Source organism: Kitasatospora sp. NPDC001132 (assembly GCF_053598415.1).
This window is the reverse complement of the sequence record NZ_JBSFKF010000021.1, coordinates 61,084-81,586: the sequence shown is the minus strand read 5'-3', so window position 1 is coordinate 81,586 and position 20,503 is coordinate 61,084. Positions and strand designations below refer to the sequence as shown.

Genomic DNA, 20,503 nt, shown 5'->3' with positions numbered 1-20,503 from the left:
CTCATTCCTCCCGTCGTCTGGTGGGCCGACGGGCGGGCCGCGTGCGCCTCGGCGCGGGCTCCTCCTCCTCTTCCTCCTCCTCGTTGGCGTCTCCGAGGTGGAAGGCGTCGGTGACAGCGTCGACGGCGCCGCTCAGCGCGCCCTTGCTCTTGCCCCGGGCACCCCCTTCCGTGACCTCGCCCACGATGTCGGTGAGCTGAGCGGGCGCTTTGCGCCCGGATTCCAGGTCGAGGCGGTTGCACGCCTCGGCGAAGCGGAGGTAGGTGTCGACACTGGCAACGACGATGCGGATGTCGATCTTGAGGATCTCGATGCCGACCAGCGAGACCCGGACGAAGACGTCGATGACCAGCCCCCGGTCGAGGATCAGCTCAAGGACGTCGTAGAGACTTCCGGTGTTCCCGCTGCGGGAAACGCCGGCTGCGCTTTGCGGCACCACAGTCATGGTGCCTCCCTTCGCGGCCCGCCCTCACGGTGAACGCGGGCGTTCTTGCAGGTCATCGCGCCGCAAGGTTGTCAGGTCGGGCGATCGACCTGTCCCCGGGTGTAGCGACGGATCCGCTCGTACGACTGCAGTTCGCCTTCTTCGTCGAGCCTTACCCGGTAGCTGGCCAGCACGCTGGTCGTCTCGGGGATGCGTTCCAGCTCCACCACCTCCACGTCGGCCTGCCAGCCGCCCTCGACGGGTTTCAGGGCCGACACCGACTCGGGGACACGTCCGAGGAGGTCTTGCAGTTGCTGAGCGGCGATACGCATGGCATGTGGCGCGGATACACGTCGACGGGGCCGCGGCGTCCGGCCCGGCGACCGCGTGGGACGCGCGCCGGCCCTCCTCGGTTCCTCGTCGTGCTCGTTGCCCGTGGTCATGCCCTTCTCCGGATCGGGGAAAGCCTGCTCCAAAAGCATTCACGTACCACGCATGCCCGATATGCACCAATATAGCCGTCGACTTGTGTCTCATGCCCCGGCGCCGCAGGCCTGCTTCGCGGTGGCTGGTCGGCGTGGGGCGTGGAGTACAGGGCCGTGCACTCGGCGCGACATCGGTTCCAGGTGCGGGAACACCGCGGCATGCCAGACTGGGAACTGGGTTCTTTTCTGCCGGCTCGGCAGGGTCACGATCCCCGATTCTCCCAGCGCCGCTTCCGACGCGGGCTGCCGTGACCGACGTCGCAGCGACGGATCGTTGCCGCATGTCGGCGTCGCGCCGACCACAAGACCGGCCATCACGCGCGCGGAAAGACAAGGAACGGCCCCTTCGCTGGTGCCGATCACTCGCGAAGGGGCGATCGCCGGAAAGGGATGCCCCTATGAATGACACCACCAAGGTCGCCTTGGCGGCGGCTGTCGTGGGCGGTTACGTACTCGGGCGCGCGAAGAAGGGGCGTCTCGCGTTCGCGGCCGCCACTTACATCGCCGGGCGCCGGTTTGGTCTGGATCCGCGCCAGCTCGCCACCGAAGGCATACGCAAGCTCGCCGAGGTCCCGCAGGTGGCCGAGCTGAACAAACAGGTCCGCGGCGAACTGCTGGAAACGGGCAAGAAGGCCGTCGCCGCGGCCGCCGACCGGCGCATCGGTGAGCTGGCCGACTCGCTCAGGGAGCGCACGCTCAACATTGGAAAACCGAAGCCGGACGAGGGGCAGGACGAGGAGGAACCGTACGAGGCCGAAGCCGGGGAGGAGGAATGGGACGAGGAGCCGGAGGAGGAGGAAGAGCCCGACCAGGCCGGAGAGGAGGACGAGTACGAGGAGGAGCCCGAGGAGGAGGAGGAAGAGCCCGAGGAAACTCGTCCGGCGAAACCGGCCCGGCGACGCCGCACCGCCGAACCCGCCGGTGACCAGCCGCGCTCCTCCCGCACGGCGCCGAGCACCAGCGCGCCGAAGACCGCCGGCCGCCGACCCGTCAGGAAGGCCGCACCGGCGGGGAAGAAGACCACGGCCAAGAGTCCGCCGGCGGCGAAGAAGTCGTCGGCCCGCGCCACGACGTCGAAGACCGCCGCATCCAAGCCCGCGCGCGAGAAAGCGCCGGCGCCGGCGAAGAAGACCGCGGCGAAGAAGACCGCAGCGAAAAAGACCGCAGCGAAGAAGACCGCAGCGAGCAAAAGCACCGCCGCAAAGCCGTCGACGCGCACCAGGCGGAGGTGAGCCATGGCCGCCACGGGAGACAGGTCCACAGCCGGGTCGGGAGTCGACCGACTACGGGAAGAAGTCGTCAACTTCCTCGGCGCCCAGTTGGAGCACCTGGGGGAGAAAGCGGGTGAGAAGGTCTCCGACCTCACCGACACCCTTGCTGACGTCGCCCAGAACGGAGGCGTCCTGCCCAAGGTCGGTTCCCGTGTCCTGCAGGGTGACTCCCCGCTCAAGGCCTTGGTGGGCGAGAAGGCCAAGAGCATCAAGGACAACGTCGTCGACAAGGCCAAGGAGGCGTTCGGGGGAGGCGGCAAGCCCGGCCGCAAGGCGGGCAAGAAGACGATGAACATCGTGGAGGCACTGGATGTCGGGGTCCCCGTGCGCACCGCCTACGACCACTGGACGCAGTACGAGGATTTCAGCGGCTTCGCGAAGGGTGTGCTGAGCGTTTCACAGGGCGATGAAGTCACCACCGACTGGAAGGTGAAAGTCGGGCCCTCCAAACGCAGTTTCAAGGCAACGGTCCAGGAGCAGATCCCGGACGAGCGCATCGTGTGGACCTCCGAAGGCGCCAAAGGCAGCACTCGGGGGGTCGTCAGCTTCCACGAGCTCACCCCGAACCTGACCCGCATCGTGCTCGTCGTCGAGTACTACCCCAGCGGCTTCTTCGAGAAGACCGGCAACATCTGGCGTGCCCAGGGCCGGCGCCTCCGCCTCGACTTCAAGAACTTCCAGCGGCACGTCTCCCTGTCCAACGACGAAGCCGAAGGCTGGCGCGGTGAGATCCGCGACGGCCAGGTGGTGCGCACGCACGAGGAGGCGATGGAAGACGAAGCCGCCGAGGACGACCGGCTCGGAGAAGACGAAGACGACGAAGAGGAGGAGCCCGGGGGCGAGTACGACGAAGGAGAGGAGCCGGAGGGCGAGTACGACGAAGAAGAGGAGGAGCCGGAGGACGAGTACGACGAAGAAGAGGAGGAGCCGGAGGGCGAGTACGACGAAGAAGAGGAGGAGCCCGAGGACTACGACGATGACGAGTACGACGATCGCGACTACGGGGAAGAGGACGAACAACCGGAAGAGGAGGATGAGGAGTAGGTGGAGGAAGCCAGCTGACCGGCGGGGCAGCCAACCCGGGTCGGCCCCGCGCTCGCGGGGGTTGCTCCGATACCACGGTCGTCGACCAGGGCAGAGCCGAGGACTCCCCGGATGAGCTGCCCCGAGTTTCGTGGAGTCCGCGATCGTGTGATCAAGCGACCTGCGGGACTTCCTCCAGGCTCGCCCAGTACGCCTGTTCGTACTCGTCGGGCGGGATGTAGCCGAGGGCCGAGGTGAGTCGTTCACCGCCAATGGAAGACGGCCCTCTCGACCTCGTCGAAGTCCCGCCAAGGACCTTGATGCTCGATCAGTTCGGCCTTGAACGTTCCGTTCAGGGCCTCTGCCATCGCGTTGTCGTACCACCGCACTCGCAGGCCAGCCACCCGCCAGCCGCGTCCCCAACGGTTCAGGTGTCGTCTTGGTGCGGCCGCCCGTCCTCGGGGGACCTGTTGTCATCGTCGAAGTCGACGTCGACATGCTGCTCGGGGCGGCGTTCTTCCTGGTTCGCGATGGATTCCAGGACTCTCTCGTCTGCCTCGGTGAGCGGTGGCTGCAGAATGCTTCGCGGCCACAGACGCCGGTGCAGAACCACGTTGGTCTCGGCCGTGTACACGGTGATCGTCGCGGCCAGAGCGAGCCATGAGAGCAGGCCGATCACGGTTGCGAAGAACCCGTAGACAGCTGTGGCATGACGCAGCTGGTGGGCCACGAGGACGGCACCGAAGGCCTGCAGGACGGTGAACAAAGGCCCGGCGATCGCACATCCGGGCAGCAGGGCGCGAGCGGAGATGATCTTTGGAGTCAGGATGCGAAAGCAGGCCAGGCACAGGCCCGTGTTGAGCAAGGCGGACAGGACGAGGGCGCCGATGTGGGCGGCCAGCCCGCCAAGAGTGGTGGCGACGAGGGTAGCGGCGGCCGTGCCGAGTAGCAGGCCCACGGCGAGGGTGCTGAACAGCAGCAGGCTGCGGGCCAGGCGCGGGAAGTAGCCGGGGCGGACCACTCCGGGCACGTTCCAGACCTCGGCCATGGCGTGCTGAAGGACCTGGGCGATACCGAGCGCGCCGTATACCAGGCCGAGGAGGGCAACGACGAGGGCGAGGCCGCTGCCCTGGACGGAGTGGACGTTCTGGCGGAGCTGGTCGCCGATGATGGGAAAGTCGACGAGCGCGGAGTTGACGATGGTCTTCTGGGCGCCGGGGTGTCCGTGGAGGACGAAGCTGAGAATGGTGCTGAGCAGGAGCAGCAGCGGGATCAGGGCCATGAACCCGTAGTAGGCGATCAGGGCTGTGAGCAGACTGCCGCGGTCATCACCGTACTTCTTGATCACGCCGACGACCATTCCCGGGACCGTGTGGTGCTGCTGGGCGCGGTCGAGAGCGCGGAGGGTGCGTTCGACGGGGTTCATGCCTGGGCCTTCTTGTCGTCCGGCTCCGCAACTTTTTACGGCGCGTCTACCCCGTGGCGCAGCAGGTTACCGGCCGACCCGGGCCGGGGGACAGTCGGCTGGGTATGGCGGCCGCAGCTGCCAGAGCCCCCAATGTCAGCCCAACCGTTGACCAGATCCGGAGGACGACGCGCGACTGGCTCCGGGACCGTGGTGCGGTCCGCGGATGACCCCTCGCTCGACCCTCCGTGCACCGCGCGACCGAGTGGCCGGCGCGGACCAACTTTGACCGAGACGCGACCAGGCGCTTGACACTGCTCACGCATCTCCGAACCCACTCACTCCCGCACTGGCAGCGGCACGGAACGGGAATGGCGGTAGGTCCGGTGCCCGTATCGAACCACCGGCAGCGCCACGAGGCCGACCAGCGCCCTGACTGGCTGCAGAGCCAAAAGACCACCCAGATATGCCCGGGGGCCGCTCAAGCGCATCAGTAGCCGCGCGCACGCCTCTACGCCCGAATATTGCCTTCCCCTGGGCGTGACCCACAGCAAACGATGCCGGCATCGGGCCGGCTTCAGCACATCCCAGCCGCCGACCCGCTTGTCAAGCGCTGGCAGATCCGCGAGCTGGAACGCCATCGCTTCCCATCCCCCCCCGAGGAACGCATCGCCCACATGACCCATTTCGAGCACCACGGACAGTCTCCGTCGAAGATCAGCACCGGATCCCGGAAACCACTACCCATGCTTCATTCTCTCGACCAGGCCACCCCCACGCCGCCCGACTTGACCCATGTGGGTCGACGGCCAGCGCGCTCCATAACTTTCGGGCGTGAAAGTGCCGATACGGGGCAGACGCGGTACAGGTAACCGAGCTCATGAGGAGGATGGTCATGGGCGCAGGTAAGAAGATAGAACACACGGCAGAGACCGTTAAGGGAAAGACAAAGGAAGCCGCCGGCAAGGCCGTCGGAAACGAGACCCTCACGGCGAAGGGCAAAGCCGAGCAGGTGAAGGGTGACATGCTCCAGGCTGGCCAGAAGGCAAAGGACGCCCTCAAGCACTGACCAAACACCCCTGGAACGCAAGTCCGCCTCCCATCACCAGTACCGAGAGGCGGACTTGCTGCGTCTGCTGCCTTTGACTTCACCGAACGCCTGCGCCGCCCCAGCAGACCTCAGCGCCGGCCACCGTCCTTCAGGATGGCTCATTGGCGTCTCCCCACCCCGGCCACCGTCGGATGCCGGCCGGTCGGCGAGTACCACGCATGGGGCACAGCGGGAACGTGATCGAGGAGTAGGCGGTCGACCACCGCGAGGTGGAGGGGATCTTCGCCCGGATCCAGGCGATGGCGGCCGTAGGCGGCCATCGCGGAGGAGCAGTACCTCTGCCCAGCAGTACGAGAGCACCTCGAAGGTGACGACCGGCTCGCGGACAAGGAGCTCGAGGACCACAGTCGGGTCGAGAGGATCCTCAAGCGCCTGGAAAACACCGACGACGCACAGGTGAGCCTGCTGCTGCAGCAGCTCATGGACGAGGTCGCCCTCCACGTCCAGGACGAGGAGAACAACCTCTTCCCGAGCCTGCGCCAGGCCAGTGCCGCCGAGAGCTGGCTGATCTCGGGGGCAAGATCCGGCGGGCGAAGGCCATGGCCGCCACCCGTCCGCACCCGGCCGCACCGAGCACCCCGACCGCGAGCAACCTCACCCGACCGGCCCTGATGCGGCTGATTGTCTTCCCCAACCGACCGCTCGAGCATGGACGGGCGATTGTCAGGGGCTCGGATCAGGTCACCGCGATGATGATGCCGACCAGTACAAGCAACACCGCCAGGGAAAACAACACAATCAGGATGGCGGCCCACGTCACCCACACCTTCCGGAATTTCTCGGGTTCCCCGGGGGAGATACCGGATATGCCGCCCTCGGCCAGCGGGGTGTCCTCGCCGGACAGCGCGCCATGCTCGTCGAGCGCCGGAGTGCGGTCGGGTTCGGGATCGGGTGTGGTCATGACGTCGTCCAGGGCAGAGATGAACTCCGACACCCGGCGGCTTCCCGACGATGCCAGCCGCAAACCGGTGAGTCTTCCCGACCTGCGGAAACCACGCCCTTCAGCGGCCAGCCGCCGGACGACGGGAGGGTGAGGGCGGTGCGGGGCTGGTTTGAATGGTCGGCTCCGGCAGAGCGGGGTGGCTTTGACGCGCGCAGCGGAGCAGGCTGGAGCCGGACAGCCTTCCTCACTGGAGAGGGCCGCTCATGCCCAGACGCGTCATCCCGACGGCGAGTGCCGTCCGGGGAGCACGCGCTCTCCAACCCCGAGAACCTGCACGACAAGGACACCGCACTTCTGCAGGAACTCACCCGGACCTGCCCCGAGATGGCCGAACTCGCCAGCCTCACCGGCGAGTTCGCCCGGCTACTGACCCCGGCCGAGGGCAATGACGCCAAGCTCACCGACTGGATCACCACAGTCCGTGCCGCCGACCTTCCCCAGCTGCACTCCTTCGCAAACGGCCTCGAACTCGACCGCGCCGCCGTCGACGCCGGCCTCACCCTCCACTACAGCAACGGTCGCACCGAAGGCGTCAACACCCGAACCAAGCGGATCATGAGGCAGATGCACGGCCGAGCAAGCTTCGTCACCTGGATCGACCCGACTCACTGAGCTGTCACTACACAGCGCTACCACCGATTACGGGCCAGAGCCGTTGGCTGGACACACCCCAGCCGCCGATTCGGAGCGCTGGGGCCCCATCCGCCACCGGCAACGGACCACGATGAGGCCGCCACCGGCCCCCGAACCGCACCCCACTGAAGCTCGGCAATCGGCATGGCGAGGCGCAGTTCGACGGCGTCGGCCAGCCACCGGGCGATGGTGGCGCGCTGAGTCCTCGGCGGGGCGGGCGTGGACGCACGTCCTTCACCTGCTGCGCCCCTCGCCAGGGGGCTGGCGGGGGCAGCCTTCAGGAACTCCCGCGGCCCGGCCAGGTGGACCGGGCCGCGCAAGTGGGGTCAGGCCTGCGGGGCGGTCTCCCAGGCGCCGTAGCCGCCGATGAGGTCGTAGGTGTGCGGGTGGCCGTGGTGGCGCAGGAGGCTGGCGGCGATGGAGGAGCGGCTGCCGCCGGCGCAGTGGAGGACGACGGGGCGGTCGGTGGGCAGTTCGCCGTGGCGGGTGGGGAGTTCGGCGAGGGGGAGGTGGAGGGAGCCGGGGATGGTGCCGTTCTCGCGTTCGCCGGCGCCGCGGACGTCGACGACCAGCGGCGGCTGGGCGCCGGCGAGTTCGGCGCGCAGGGTGTGGACGGTGAGGCGGGCGCCCTGGCGCATCAGTTCGGGGTTGGCGAGAAAGGTCTCCTCCGGGTCGGCGAGGTAGCCGGCGACCTTGTCAAAGCCGATCCGGGCGAGGCGGGTGACGAGTTCCGCGCCGCGCTCCTCGGGGGCGATTTCGCTCTCCGGCGCGAGGACGGTGCCGGACTGCTCGGCGAAGCGGCCGTCGGCGGGGACGTTGAAGGACTGGGCGAGGTGTCCGGCGGCGAAGGCGGCCGGGTCGCGGCCGTCGACCACCAGGGCGCCCTCGGCGCGCAGGTGCAGGAACTCGGTGCCGGTCAGGGCGCGGACGGCGGCCGGGTCGAAGAGTTCGCGCTCGCGGCGGTTGAGGTCGGCGTCGTAGCCGAAGTAGCCGGGCGCGGTGGGCTGGCCGTCGGTGACCAGGGCCACGAAGGTGGCCTCGTCCATCGGGGCGCAGGCGTAGTTGGTGGCGCGTTCGCGGCCGATGGTGGACTGGCGGTCGGCGGAGAGGTTCTTGCCGCAGGCGGAGCCGGCGCCGTGGGCGGGGAAGACCAGGGTCTCGTCGGGCAGGCCCATCAGCTTGCGGTGGACGCTGTCATAGAGCATCGCGCCGAGTTCGCCGGCGGTGACGCCGGTGGAGGCGAGCAGGTCGGGGCGGCCGACGTCGCCGATGAACAGCGCGTCGCCGGTGAGGACGCCGTAGGGGACGGTGTCGTCGGGCTGCTCGAAGACCAGGATGCTGATCGACTCGGGCGTGTGGCCGGGGGTCTCCATGATCTGCAGGGTGACGTCGCCCAGCTCGATCCGTTCGCCGTCGACGAGCTTGCGGATCGGGTACTCGGTCTCCGCCCGCCGTCCGTAGCCGATCCAGGCACCGGTGCGGTCGGCCAGTTCGAGGTGGCCGGCCAGGAAGTCGGCGTGGAAGTGGGTGTTGATGACCGCCTCGACGGTGAAGCCGTGGGCCTCGGCGTCGGCTACGTACTCGTCCACGTCACGGCGGGGGTCGACCACGACGGCCCGGCCGGTGCGCTCGTCGGCGATCAGGTACGAGGCCTGGGAGAGGCAGTCGAGGTAGAACTGGGCGAACTATGTCGGCCGATCCGGTGATCGGATCGTACAGGCGAGAGAAGGGCAGGGGAAGAAGGTCAGGTCCGGGCGACGCACGTGGCTGGGCGGATGACCAGGTGCACGTCAGCCGCACGGCAGCTTTAGCTGACGCTTTGGACATGGATGCGCTGACCTGCGGAGATACCTCGCCGATCGACTGCTGGGGTTGCCGTGCGACGAATCTGAAACGATCTCGCTCGAGTCACACGAGAGGGCCCGGAGCAGGCCTCCGGATGTCCCGTCGCAACACCGCATGGATGACGAGCACTCTCATGTGTTCGCGTGTGCAGCAGGATGTACTCATCCCGATGCTGACCGCTTGCCGACTCAGCTGACGGAGCGTCAGTTCGGGAAAGGCATCGGCGACTCGTGCCCCGTGCTCGGTCAGGTACCAGCCCCGGCCCGACCGGACTGGGGCAGCACCAGTTCCTCGGTCAGGCCCTCCTCCCGCAGCCGCCGCAGCCAGGCCCGCATCTTCTCGGTGCCAGGGCGGCGAGCACGGACCAGGTGATCTCCAGCTCCCGCGTCTCACTGTCCGGCTCCGCGCCCGTCCGCGCCCCCGCTCTTCGTCCCAGTGCCGTCGTTCTTCGTCATCGCAGGGGTTCCGCTTCGGCTGGGCGCGAAGCCGGGTGCTCCGCGCGGTCGCCGAAGGGGCCTCAATCCGACGTGCGTGGTTGCACCCCTCACTCGCCGTCGAACGCACTGGCGTTGAGTGTGACCGGTGTGGGTGATCTTCGGGCGGCCGGCGTTGCGGCGTGCGGTGGTTGGGCGTTGCTCGGGCGTGTCCCCACTGCCCTCGTCAGGAGAGAACGTGAGTCAGCCCCTTGTGAGTCAGTCCGGCGAGTCGAGCGCCGTCCTTGGGCAGCCCCGACTGGGGAGGCGTGCCCTCCTCGGGTCGGCCGCCGTGGCCGCGGTCGGCTCGGTCGGCCTCGGCACCCGGGTCGCGGCGGCAACGGTGCCCGCGTACGCGCCGAGCGTCGGCCCGGTGGCCGACGAGGCGGTCAGCCGTGCGCTGGCCCGCGAGATGCTCATGGTCGGTGCGGACGAGCAGACCGATCTGACCCTCGAATACCTGCGCATCCTGATCGACGGCCAACTGCCGCCCCGCGCCGGCCGGAAGCGGGTGCTGGTGGTGGGTGCGGGCGTCGCCGGGCTGACCGTCGCGACGCTGCTCAAGCAGGCCGGTCACGAAGTGACCGTCATCGAGGCGAACGCCAGCCGGGTCGGCGGGCGGATCAAGACCTTCCGGGGCGTCTTCGCCGATCCCCGGTTGCACGCCGAGGCCGGCGCCATGCGCCTGCCCGACTTCCACCCGCTCGCCCTGGCGCTCGCCGACAAGCTCGGTCTGAAGCGGCGGCTGTTCTACAACGCCGACGTCGCGCCGGGCGCCGGCCCGATCGGCGCCGTTCCGCCGGTGAAGTACCGCTCGTTCACTGGGGAGACCTGGAGCAACGGCCCGGACCGGACGTTCACCCCGCCCGGAGCCTGCTTCCGCAGTCTGATCTACGTCAACGGCAACCGGATCACCCGCGCCGCGTACGCTCAGTCGCCGACCGTGGTCAACCGTTCCTTCGGCGCCCGGCTCGACTCCACCACGGCCAGTGCCCTCGGCAAGGCGTTCGAGGGGGTATCGGTCCGGGACGGTGACATCCGCGACCGGCTGGACGCCTGGACCCACATCTTCTCCACCTACGGCCACCACTCCACCCGCCGCTTCCTCCAGGAGGAAGCCGGCTGGGACCGGGCGTCCCTCCAGGCCGCGGGCACCCTGGAGAACCTCACCTCGCGGCTGCACTACTCCTTGTTCCCCACCCTGATCGACCACGCGGTGATCAGCCCCACCAACCGGTACTGGGAGCTGGAGGGCGGCACCGCCATGCTCACCGACGCTCTGGCCGCCCCGCTCCGGGCCGAGTTGCGCCTCGGTCACCGGATGACCCGCCTGGTGCAGGACGCCGGCAAGGTCACTATCGAGACCGTCGCGGAGAGTGGCGACGAGGAGTCCTGCGACGGCGCTCCCGTCGCTCCCACCACGACGTTCGAGGGCGACTACGCGATCGTCACCATCCCGTTCAGCGCGCTGCGGTTCTGCCGGATCGAGCCCCTGATGTCCTACCCCAAGCGCCGGGCCGTCACGGAGCTGCACTACGACTCGGCCACCAAGGTCCTGCTCGAATTCCACCACCGGTTCTGGGAGGAAGGCCCGGACGGCTTCAGCGGCGGCGGCTGCGTCAGTGACAGCCCCAGCCGCTTCACCTACTTCCCCTCACATGCGCCGGAGGGCTCCTCGGGGGGCGTGGTGCTCGCCTCGTACACCTGGTCGGACGACGCGGCACGCTGGGACTCGCTCACCCCTGGCGAGCGCTACGCCTTCGCCCTCGACGACCTGGAGCGACTCCTGGGGCCGCGCGTGCGGCGGGAGTTCACCGGAGTCGGCGCCACCCAGTCCTGGGCACGCGCCCGGTACGCCCTCGGTGAAGCCGCCATCGTCACCCCCGGCCAACTGCACGAACTCCACCCGGCCACCCAGACCCCGGAAGGCCGCGTCCACTTCGCCGGCGAGCACACCAGCCTCAAGCCGGCCTGGATCGAGGGCGCCCTCGAATCGGCGGTCCGCACCTTCCTGGAGGTCCACCACCGCTGAGCGAGACCCGGTGCTGCTGTCCGTCGGACGCCGCGCCTTCGGCGGTGCCTGGATCTGCGCCACGGTCCAAGAGGGCGTTCTGCGAGTATCGGGGATTCCCTAAGAACCAGCAGGGCGGGGTCCGGGTGCTGCCGAACGGGGGCCTGGTTCCCTGGGCGTGAAGTAGCAGCGACCGGTCAGCAGTTGGCGATCTTGAGTGCTACGGATCTCCACCAGGAAGGACGTCATCCGACGGCGCCGACGGCCGGTCCCGACGGAGCGGGACTTCGTGGCCGCGCTGGTGTCCGCTCCGGACGATCCGTTGGGGGGAGATTCGGCGGCAGCACGCCCGCGACTACCCGAACCGCAGGGCGTGGACGAGGTGGCGGGTTGTGCGGGAGCGGTGCGCGGGCGGTCCCAGAAGCCGTCAGGCCGCCTTCACACCACCCGGCCGCCGCTGTTTCTCCAACGCAGCGGAAACGGCCGAGCAGAGCACCGGGCCCGCCCGGGGGTCAGCGCCGGTCGAGCCCGAGTGCGGCGAGCTGGTCGAGCTGGTCCCCGCTGAGCCTGGTCCGGCGGGTCTTGGCATTGGAGATCCCACACGCCCACCCAGTGGCTGTTCGGGGTGAGCAGGCGTACGCCCGCTCACACGTGCTCGGTGCGCGAGCGGTCCTCACCCGTTCGGGCGATAGGCCCTGGAATGGGCGATTCCTACCTTGTCAGAGGCATATCCCGTCATGTCCGGCTGTGGCGGCAGCCGGACGATGAGGCAGGATTGGCAGGCCGTTCGGATCCGAGCATCCGATCCGGCGCAGCAGCACACAACACGACCTGACAGGCGACAAGGTGACGACACAGCACGTACGGCGGCCGACGACAGCCCTTTGCCTCGCTCTCCACGCTGCGGGGGTGGGACGGTGACCCGGGACCTGGTCCTGCACGACTGGGTGGTGGCCGGCATCGCGCTGGCTTCCGGCTGTGTGGCCGGTCTGGGGCTGCGGGCTCTGATGAAATGGCTGGGCAAGCACGCCAGCAGGACCAAGTGGAGCGGGGACGACGTCATCGTCGACGCGCTGCGCACCATCGTCCCCTGGGCGGCCGTGGTCGCCGGGGCCGAGGTGGCCGCTTCGGCCCTGCCGCTCACCGCGCGGATCGGGGGGCTGGTCGGCCAGTCGCTGACGGCCGTGCTCATCGTCATCGCGACGCTCAGCGCGGCCCGGGTGGTGGCCGGTCTGGTGCAGTCGGTGGCCGCGTCCCGCACGGGGGTCGCGGCGTCCGCGTCCATCTTCGTCAACATCACCCGGGTCGTGGTGCTGTCGATGGGCGTCCTCGTGGCCCTGGAGACCCTCGGGGTGTCCATCGCCCCGCTGGTCACCGCCCTCGGGGTGGGCGGTCTCGCGGTCGCGCTGGCGTTGCAGGACACCCTTGCCAACCTCTTCGCGGGTGTGCACATCCTCGCTTCGAAGACGGTCCAGCCAGGTGACTACATCCGGCTCACCAGCGGGGAGGAGGGATACGTCGTCGACATCAACTGGCGCAACAGCGTGGTGCGCAACCTGTCGAACAACCTGGTGATCATCCCTAACGGCCGCCTGGCGCGGACGAACATGACGAACTACTCCCAGCCCGAGCAGAAGCTGTCGATCCTGGTCCAGGTCGGGGTCGGCTACGACAGCGACCTGGAGCACGTGGAGAGGGTCACCCTCGATGTCGTCGACAGCGTGATGGCCGACGTCAGCGGTGGCGTGCCCGACCACGAGGCCGTCGTCCGTTTCCACACCTTCGCGGACTCCAGGATCAACTTCACGGTGATCCTGGGCGTCGGTGAGTTCAGCGACCAGTACCGGATCAAGCACGAGTTCATCAAGCGCCTTCACCAGCGGTACCGGACGGAGGGCATCTCGATCCCCGCGCCCACGCGCACGATCTCGCTCCAGCAGGACGGGCCTGGCGCACCGTCGCCCCTCCCGCCGGTTCCGCACCAGTGGGAAGACTCGTCCGAGGTGCTGTCGGACCGGCGGCGGTAACCGGCGCGGAGGTAGAGGGGACCATCAGGTTGCCGACGGCCCGACGCATCACCTGCTGCCGGTCCGCTGCGGCCCGCGTCTGCGTGTTCTCCGGGGACGGTGCCGGGCGCGTTAGCGGGGACGCCGCGCCAATAGCGGCCCGGACGTCGGACACCCGGACCGCTCCATCCGTGCCCGTTCCCGTCACGGTGGCGAGGTCGAGCCCGGGCTCCGCCGCGGCGTGCCGGGTCAGTGGGGTCGCCCGGGCCCGGGATCCGGACGGCGGTGCCTGCGCACTGGCGGCCGGGCACCGTGAGACCCTCCGCCTCTTCCCGGTCGGCTTGCCCGGCACCGCGGCCACGACACCGGCCCGGGTGATCCGTACGCCGAAGCCGGCCCCGTGCACAGCGGCGAGGTCCACCCTGCTGTCCTCGGCCAGGTGTCGGACGAGCGGCGTGACCCCCGGCCCGCCGGCCCGCACCAGCTCGGGCCCCGGTGCCGACGCTGGCTCGGGCGCGGGCTTCTCGGTGGCGATGGCGGCCATGGCGGCAGCCGCCGGGACCGTCGCCCCGGGCACGCCGGGCGTAGGGCGCCGGCACTGCGCGGGCGTCACGCGTGACCACGCGTCCGGTCCGCCGCCCAACGGCGGCGGACCGCGTCCTCGTGCTCGGCCTGCTCCACCGCCTGGTCCACCGCGGCGAGTTCGGCGGTCAGGCGCGGGATCCAGTGCCGGCGCAGGGCCCGGACCCGACGGCGGGTACGGGCCGCTTCCTCTCCGATCAGCCGGGCCGCCGTCCGGTGCGCGGCGTAGTCGGCCGCCGCCCGGACCGCTTCGCGGTAGGCCTCCTCGGCGTGCACCAGTGCGGTGTTGCCCGGGGCGGGCTCGTGCGCGGCCCGGGCCGCGTCGGTGCAGGAGACGCCGGACGGATGGCGCACCCCCATGGAGACGGTCCACTCGACGGCCAGGTCCGCCCGATCGGCCACCGCCGCCGCGGACAGCGCACCCTCCCCGCTCACCAGCAGGCCGCGCAGGAGCCACGTCTGCGCCTCCGCCCAGCTCTCCCGCCACCGGGCCTCAGCCGTCTCCTCGTCCTGCCTCAGCTGCCGGTGCCGCTCCAGCAGCACCCGCAGCTTGCGGTCGAGCAGGTCGGCCCCGCGCAGAGCGACGTCCAGGCTGTGCCGCAGCCTCAGCCGGGCCGCCCGGCCCGGCGGGGTGTGCCGGCGCGCGGTCATGGCGCACCGTGCGCGTCGAGTTGCTCGGACGGCAGCATCGTGAGCTGGCTGCGGGGCAGGGTGAGCAGGACGTCCCAGGCTCGGTCCAGGGCGTCCGCCAGCGGCCGGTTCTCGTCCGGCCGCTGGGCGAGGAACCGCTGCGGGAAGGCCTCGTCCAGATCGAGGTGGCGCAGATCGGTCGGGCTCAGCGCCGAACGGCCGACCAGGTCGGCGAGTTCCCGGACCTGCCGGGCGCGCGCGAGCGCGGCCAGCAGCTGTGCGGCGACGTCGAGGTGGTCGGACCTGGTCCGGCCCGGCCCCGCGCCCTTGCGCATCAGGCGGGAGAGCGAGGAGAGCGCGTCCACCGGCGGGTACACCCCGCGCGCGTGCGCCTCGCGGGAGAGCACGATCTGCCCCTCGGTGATGTAGCCGGTCAGGTCGGGCACCGGGTGCGTGATGTCCCCGGCGGGCATGGTGAGCACCGGGAGGAGGGTGACCGAGCCGGGCCGGCCGCGGATCCGGCCGCAGCGCTCGTACAGGGAGGCCAGGTCGCTGTAGAGGTACCCCGGGTAGGCGCGCCGGGCGGGCACCTCGCCGCGCGCGGCCGACACCTCGCGCAGGGCCTCGGCGTACGCGGTCATGTCCGTCATCACCACCAGCACGTGCCGTTCGCCCTCGAATGCCAGGTGCTCGGCTACGGTGAGGGCGATGCGCGGGGTGAGCAGTCGCTCGATCACCGGGTCGTCGGCGGTGTTCAGCAGCAGCGTCAGCTCCCCGGTGCCGGAGCGCCCGGCGAGCCCGTCGCGGACGAAGGCCGCGTCCGCGTGGGTGAGGCCCATGCCGGCGAACACCACGCTGAAGGCCTCGCCGCCGCTGACGGCCTGGGCGGCCACCTGCACGGCGAGTTCGAGGTGGGGCAGTCCGGCGGCCGAGAACACGGGCAGTTTCTGCCCGCGCACCAGCGTGGTGAGCACGTCGATCGCCCCGACCCCGGTCAGCACCGGTTCGGCGGGCGGCTCGCGCCGGACGGGGTTGAGGGGGGCGCCACCGACCGGTGCCGACGCGAGGCCGAGGACCGGAGGACCGCCGTCGATCGGCTCGCCCCTGCCGTTGCACACCCGGCCGAGCCACGCGGGACCGACCGGGACGCGCAGCGGGCCGCCGGTGAACGCGGCCCGGGTGGCGGCCGGGTCCATGCCCGCGGTGTCCTCCAGGACCTGCACAACCGCGAGGTCCCGGTCCACCTCCAGGACGAGGCCGTGGCGCCGCTCGCCCGATCCGAGGGTGATCTCCACGAACTCGTCCCACCCCACTCCGGCCACACCGCCCACCACGAGGAGCGGCCCGCGCAGCTCCCGCACGTCCGTGAACTCGACCTCGCCGAAGTCCGTCATCGCGGCTCCCCGAGCGCACTGAGCACCGCCGCGCAGCCGGCGGCCACGGCGTCGGTGTCCCCGGGCCCGGCCTGCTCGCGGGCGCGCAGCAGCGGCGTGAAGTCGGTCTCCTCGACCGTCTCGGCCGGTGTGCCAGCGTCGACCAGCTCCCCGCACCGCGCGACCACCGTGAGCACGGAGTCCGCCAGCGCCGCCGTCTTCTCCGGGGAGCAGTACGCGTCGTGCGCCGACAGCGCGCTCTGCTGGAGCAAGCCCTCCCGGACCAGCCGCCCGGCGAGCACGCTGACCCGCTCGGGGCCCGGGAGCGCGGTGATGCCGACCAGGTCGACCAGGTCGGCCAGCCGGTCCGCCTCGGCGAGCAGCGCGGCGACGCGGGCGCGGCGCTCGCCCCAGCCAGGGTCCCCCGCCCGCGCGTGCGCCGCGCCGAGCGCGGCGGCGTCGCGGGCGAACGAGCCGGACCACGACAGGGCCGGATAGTGGCGGGCGTAGGCGAGTTCGCGGTCGAGCGTCCAGAGGCCGCGGACGAAGCGCTCGGTGTGGGCGGTGACGGGCTCGGTCAGGTCCCCGCCGGGCGGGGAGACGGCGCCGAGGACGGTGACCGACCCCCGGGCGCCGCCGAGGGTGCGCACTGCCCCGGCGCGTTCATAGAACGCCGCGAGCTCTGAGGCGAGGCCGGCCGGGTAGCCCTCCTCGGCCGGCAACTCCCCCATTCTGGAGGAGAATTCGCGGAGCGCCTCGGCCCATCGGGAGGTCGAGTCGGCGATCACGACGACGTCCAGGCCCATGTCGCGGAAGTACTCGGCGACGGTCGCGCCGGTGTGCACGCTCGCCTCCCTGGCCATCATCGGCATGTTGGAGGTGTTGGCGACCACGACCGTCCGGTCGACCAGCCGGCCGCCGGTCCTCGGGTCGTCGAGTTCCGCGAACTCGGCCATCACTTCAGCCAGTTCGTTGCCCCGCTCGCCGCAGCCGACGTAGACGATGACGTCGGCGTCGCACCATTTGGCGATCTGCTGGAGCAGGACGGTCTTCCCGGTGCCGAAGCCGCCGGGCACCGCGACTGTCCCGCCCCGGGCGACCGGGAACAGCAGGTCGATCACCCGCTGGCCAGTGTGCAGCGGCTCGGCCGCGTCCAACCGCTCCCGCACGGGCCGGGGCCTGCGGATCGGCCACCTGGCACCGACCCGGACCGGTGCGCCGCCCACCACAGCAAGCACCTCGTCCGCACTGTACGGTCCTTCCGGGGCGATCCGCTCCACCGGTCCGGACGCGTCCGGTGGCACCAGGACTCGCAGCGGCACCGATCCCCCGGCCCACTCCCCCAGGAGGCCGCCCGGTACGGCCTGGTCGCCCGGCGCCGCCGCGGGGACGAAGCGCCAGGTCCGCCCGTCGGCCTCGGTGCCGCTCCCCGGAAGCAGCCAGTCGCCGGCTCCGGTGAGCGGGCGCAGCAGGCCGTCGAAGACGCCCCCGAGCAGCCACGGGCCGAGCCGCACCCGCAGCGGTCGGCCCGTCGGGCGGGCCGGGTGCCCCGGAGCGAGCCCGCCGGTGTACTCGTACGCCTGCACGCTCGCCACGTCCCCGGTGATGGCCACGACCTCGCCGGATAGGTCCTCCGGGCCGAGCAGCAGCACGTCGTGCATGGCGACGGCGCCGTCGCAGGCCACCTCGACTAGCGGACCGGCGACGCGCAGGACCCTCGACGAGCCCAGGTCAGCCACCCCTCCTCCCCTCGCCGCCATCCGGCTGCCAGAGCCTCCCGGCCTCCACGCCGAGCCGGTCGAGCCCATGCCGTACCAGCGCGGGCACTCCGAGGTCCACCACGCGGCCTGGGACGGTGGCGAGCAACCCGCCGTCGGGGTGGTCGGTGACCCGGGCGTCCGGTCCGAGCAGGTCCCGCGCCCGCCTGGCCAGCGCCTCCGCCGCGCCGGGATCGGCCTCGTACCGTTCTCGGACGCGCTCGGCCACCCGGCGGCGCAGCTCGGCGTAGGCCTCGCCCTGGGCCGCCAGCTCTCGCGCTCGGGCCGCACGGGCAGTTCGGGCGGTCTCCGCCGCGGCGACGGCCTCGCCCTCCTCCGTCCCCGCCCAGGTGGCCCGGTCCAGCACGGCCGCCGCCTCGGCGCGTGCGGCGGCGAGGACGCTTTCGGCGTCGTGGCACGCGGCGGCGATCGCCTGCTCGGCATCGGCCCGCGCGGCGCGCAGCAGTTCGGCGCGGACGGGTGTCAGCGCGTCTGTGCCGCCGGTCGTTCCGGTCACGGCAGGACCGTCGTCAGGGGCTCGGTCGCGTCCAGCCTCGCCGGGCCGAGCGCCCGCGCCGCCGCCCGGCCGACCAGGACCAGCGCCGTTCCCTCGGGCAGGGCGTCCCAGGCGGCCACGACCTCTTCCGGCCGCTCGGCGACGAGCACGGTGACGCCGGCCAGGGCCAGTCCGGCCACCTCGGTCCGTGGCCCGATGGCGACCACGCCGCCCACCGTCAGGCCTTCCCGATCAGCAGGACGGCCACCACCAGCCCGTACACCGCGATGCCCTCGGCCAGGCCGACGATCACCATCGCCCGGCCGAAGAGCTCGGGCCGTTCGCTCAGCGCGGCGATGGCCGCGGCGCCGGTGTACGCGACGGCGATCGCCGCGCCGATCGAGGCTCCGGCGACCGCGATGCTCGCCCCGATCAGCGCCGCCGAGCCCGACCCGGAGCTCGTCGCGGCGGCCGGCCCGGCCGCGCCGGCGGGGTCGGCGAGCACGGTCACCAGCAGGGCGAGCGCGCCGGCCATGACGGCGGCGTTGACGCCGAGCAGCCAGCGCAGGGCCGCCCGCCCGTGCCGGCGGGCCAGCAGCCGGGCCGCGCCGAGTACGGCGGCGAGGGCAGGCAGCGCGATCAGCCAGGTGATCACCAGGGCACCTCCGGAGGCAGGACGGGCACGTGCCAGGGGCGGAAGGGCCGTCCCAGGCTCTGGAAGACGCGGGAGAACAGCTCGTAGTACTCCAGCCGCAGCGCCTGGATCCCGGCCACCAGTGCCTCCAGCGCGAAGGTGAGAGCAGTGCCGAGGGCGAAGAGCAGCGCGGCCCCCGGCAGACCCCAGGAGCCGTGTCCCGCCAGCGCGGCGGTGCCGCGCCACACCACCTGTCCGAGCGCAGCATGGGTGAGTCCGAAGGCGGCCAGGCGGGAGAAGGAGACCGTGTTCGCGAAGAGTCGCAAAACAGCGTCGAAGAGCTCGACGGCCGTCTGCAGCACGCCGCCCACACCACCGGTGCTCGCGCCGTACAGGCCTGCGCCGGCCAGTCCGAGCCCGGCCAGGAGGAGCGCCGCCCCGCCGGCCGCGAGCCCGGTCGAGCGCAGGTACACCCCGCCACCGACGGCCCCCAGGCCCAGGAAGAGCGCCAGGCCCGCCACCCCGGACGTCGCGCACAGCGCCCTCGCCGGACCACCCTCGCGCCACCGGTTCACCCCGCCGGCCACGTGGGCGAGGGCGAGCAACACCCCGCCCAGGCCGACGGCCGCCGCCAGGAGACGTCCCGGCCGGTCCAGCGGCGACAGCCACAGCACCGGCAACACCCCGGTCGGCCCGAAGAACTCCCCGAACGCCACGCCCGCCAGCGCGCCGCAGAGCCCGGCCCCGGCCAGGAACGGCCACACCGGGCGCAGCCGCGCCAGCCGCCGGGGCCGTCCGCTCCGCAGCACCAGCGCGGCCAGCAGCAACAACGCCCCGTGGCCGACGTCGCCGAACATGAGGCCGAACATCACGACGTAGGCGATCCCGGCCGGCCAGGTCGGGTCGAGGTCCCGGTACGGCGCCGTGCCGTAGGTGCGCACGAGCGGCGAGAAGGCGCGGCGGAGCGGCCGTCCGTCGCGCAGCAGAGTGGGCGGGTCGACGCCGCGCGGTGCGCGCAGGGGCACCAGGGCGCCGCCGGCGGCAGCCAGCACCTCCGCGAGTCCGGCGACCCGGTCCGACGGGCACCAGCCGGCGAGCGCGGCCACCTCGCCCCGGTGGACGGCACTCGCCGCCCGCTCCTCCACCTGGGACTCGCCCGTGAGGAGGTCCAGCCTCGCCTCCCGTTCCAGCCGGTCGAGATCCGGCAGGGTGCCGGACAGGGCCGCGGGCCGACGCGGTGCGGCGGGCAACCGTCGGAGCCGCCGGCCCGCCGGGCCCGGGGCGGCGTCCTCGATCCGGTCGATCTCGACGCAGCCCGCGTCGGCGACTAGCAGGAGGATCTCGCGCAGCGCGGCGCTCGGGGCGACGATCGCCACCCGCTGCATGGGCGCCGGAGTCATC

At 71.3% G+C, this 20,503-nt stretch carries 18 protein-coding genes and 3 pseudogenes; 7 read left to right on the top strand and 14 right to left on the bottom strand.

Annotated features, from left to right (window positions below; genetic code table 11):
• Position 1: 1 nt before the first annotated feature.
• Positions 2-445 carry a gas vesicle structural protein GvpA gene (locus tag ACWDBE_RS25445; protein WP_449809172.1) on the bottom strand — a complete coding sequence of 148 codons (444 nt, stop codon included), beginning with the start codon at positions 443-445 and terminating at the stop codon, positions 2-4.
• A gap of 71 nt (positions 446-516) precedes the next feature.
• A complete protein-coding gene (locus ACWDBE_RS25440) occupies positions 517-906 on the bottom strand; it encodes a gas vesicle protein GvpO (RefSeq protein ID WP_449809171.1) in 390 nt (129 codons plus the stop codon).
• Positions 907-1,307: 401 nt separating this feature from the next.
• Between ACWDBE_RS25440 and ACWDBE_RS25435 the strand changes: the two genes are divergently transcribed.
• On the top strand, positions 1,308-2,141 hold the full coding sequence (locus ACWDBE_RS25435; RefSeq protein ID WP_449809170.1) for a histone protein: 834 nt from the start codon (positions 1,308-1,310) through the stop codon (positions 2,139-2,141).
• A 3-nt stretch (positions 2,142-2,144) separates the two neighbouring features.
• Positions 2,145-3,224, top strand: a complete 1,080-nt coding sequence (locus tag ACWDBE_RS25430) for an SRPBCC family protein (protein ID WP_449809169.1) — start codon at positions 2,145-2,147, stop codon at positions 3,222-3,224.
• A 406-nt stretch (positions 3,225-3,630) separates the two neighbouring features.
• On the opposite strand, the gene ACWDBE_RS25425 is transcribed toward ACWDBE_RS25430, so the two are convergent.
• Together ACWDBE_RS25425 and ACWDBE_RS25420 are read right to left on the bottom strand one after the other, a co-directional pair.
• Entirely contained in the window at positions 3,631-4,629 is a 999-nt protein-coding gene (locus tag ACWDBE_RS25425) for a YihY/virulence factor BrkB family protein (protein ID WP_449809168.1), read from the bottom strand.
• 317 nt (positions 4,630-4,946) lie between these two features.
• On the bottom strand, positions 4,947-5,306 hold the full coding sequence (locus ACWDBE_RS25420) for a DUF393 domain-containing protein (RefSeq protein WP_449809167.1): 360 nt from the start codon (positions 5,304-5,306) through the stop codon (positions 4,947-4,949).
• Between the two features lie 197 nt (positions 5,307-5,503).
• On the opposite strand from ACWDBE_RS25420, the gene ACWDBE_RS25415 reads away from it, so the two are divergent.
• Both ACWDBE_RS25415 and ACWDBE_RS25410 read left to right on the top strand, forming a co-directional pair.
• Positions 5,504-5,677, top strand: a complete 174-nt coding sequence (locus ACWDBE_RS25415; protein WP_270141165.1) for a CsbD family protein — start codon at positions 5,504-5,506, stop codon at positions 5,675-5,677.
• A gap of 300 nt (positions 5,678-5,977) precedes the next feature.
• Positions 5,978-6,331 carry a hemerythrin domain-containing protein gene (locus ACWDBE_RS25410; RefSeq protein WP_449809221.1) on the top strand — a complete coding sequence of 118 codons (354 nt, stop codon included), beginning with the start codon at positions 5,978-5,980 and terminating at the stop codon, positions 6,329-6,331.
• A gap of 64 nt (positions 6,332-6,395) precedes the next feature.
• Here ACWDBE_RS25410 and ACWDBE_RS25405 read toward each other — a convergent pair whose 3' ends face one another.
• Positions 6,396-6,653: a DUF6480 family protein gene (locus tag ACWDBE_RS25405; protein ID WP_449809166.1), complete on the bottom strand. Its 258-nt coding sequence runs from the start codon at positions 6,651-6,653 to the stop codon at positions 6,396-6,398.
• A 261-nt stretch (positions 6,654-6,914) separates the two neighbouring features.
• Between ACWDBE_RS25405 and ACWDBE_RS25400 the strand changes: the two are divergent.
• A pseudogene (locus ACWDBE_RS25400) lies at positions 6,915-7,274 on the top strand (transposase); the annotation flags it as partial.
• 347 nt (positions 7,275-7,621) lie between these two features.
• Here ACWDBE_RS25400 and ACWDBE_RS25395 read toward each other — a convergent pair.
• Positions 7,622-8,980, bottom strand: a pseudogene (locus ACWDBE_RS25395) (MBL fold metallo-hydrolase); the annotation flags it as partial.
• An 832-nt stretch (positions 8,981-9,812) separates the two neighbouring features.
• Between ACWDBE_RS25395 and ACWDBE_RS25390 the strand changes: the two are divergent.
• Positions 9,813-11,645, top strand: coding sequence for an FAD-dependent oxidoreductase (locus tag ACWDBE_RS25390; RefSeq protein WP_449809165.1), 1,833 nt, complete (start codon positions 9,813-9,815; stop codon positions 11,643-11,645).
• A gap of 896 nt (positions 11,646-12,541) precedes the next feature.
• A complete protein-coding gene (locus ACWDBE_RS25385; protein ID WP_449809164.1) occupies positions 12,542-13,651 on the top strand; it encodes a mechanosensitive ion channel family protein in 1,110 nt (369 codons plus the stop codon).
• Between the two features lie 151 nt (positions 13,652-13,802).
• Here ACWDBE_RS25385 and ACWDBE_RS25380 read toward each other — a convergent pair.
• The 8 genes and pseudogenes from ACWDBE_RS25380 to ACWDBE_RS25345 all read right to left on the bottom strand — a co-directional run.
• A pseudogene (locus tag ACWDBE_RS25380) lies at positions 13,803-14,174 on the bottom strand (E3 binding domain-containing protein); the annotation flags it as partial.
• Positions 14,175-14,239: 65 nt separating this feature from the next.
• Positions 14,240-14,863 carry a V-type ATP synthase subunit D gene (locus tag ACWDBE_RS25375; RefSeq protein ID WP_449809163.1) on the bottom strand — a complete coding sequence of 208 codons (624 nt, stop codon included), beginning with the start codon at positions 14,861-14,863 and terminating at the stop codon, positions 14,240-14,242.
• Positions 14,860-16,236, bottom strand: coding sequence for a V-type ATP synthase subunit B (locus ACWDBE_RS25370; protein ID WP_449809162.1), 1,377 nt, complete (start codon positions 16,234-16,236; stop codon positions 14,860-14,862). Before ACWDBE_RS25370 ends, ACWDBE_RS25375 begins: the two co-directional genes overlap by 4 nt.
• Positions 16,233-17,954: a V-type ATP synthase subunit A gene (locus ACWDBE_RS25365; protein WP_449809161.1), complete on the bottom strand. Its 1,722-nt coding sequence runs from the start codon at positions 17,952-17,954 to the stop codon at positions 16,233-16,235. Before ACWDBE_RS25365 ends, ACWDBE_RS25370 begins: the two co-directional genes overlap by 4 nt.
• Positions 17,947-18,489 carry a hypothetical protein gene (locus ACWDBE_RS25360; protein ID WP_449809160.1) on the bottom strand — a complete coding sequence of 181 codons (543 nt, stop codon included), beginning with the start codon at positions 18,487-18,489 and terminating at the stop codon, positions 17,947-17,949. Before ACWDBE_RS25360 ends, ACWDBE_RS25365 begins: the two co-directional genes overlap by 8 nt.
• Positions 18,486-18,695 (bottom strand): hypothetical protein, encoded by a 210-nt coding sequence (locus ACWDBE_RS25355; protein ID WP_449809159.1) that lies wholly within the window; start codon positions 18,693-18,695, stop codon positions 18,486-18,488. Before ACWDBE_RS25355 ends, ACWDBE_RS25360 begins: the two co-directional genes overlap by 4 nt.
• Positions 18,696-18,706: 11 nt before the next feature.
• Complete coding sequence (locus tag ACWDBE_RS25350; RefSeq protein WP_449809158.1) at positions 18,707-19,123, bottom strand: ATP synthase subunit C; 417 nt, start codon at positions 19,121-19,123, stop codon at positions 18,707-18,709.
• Complete coding sequence (locus ACWDBE_RS25345; RefSeq protein ID WP_449809157.1) at positions 19,120-20,502, bottom strand: V-type ATPase 116kDa subunit family protein; 1,383 nt, start codon at positions 20,500-20,502, stop codon at positions 19,120-19,122. The genes ACWDBE_RS25350 and ACWDBE_RS25345 overlap by 4 nt, the downstream gene beginning before the upstream one ends.
• Between the last annotated feature and the right edge of the window lies 1 nt (position 20,503).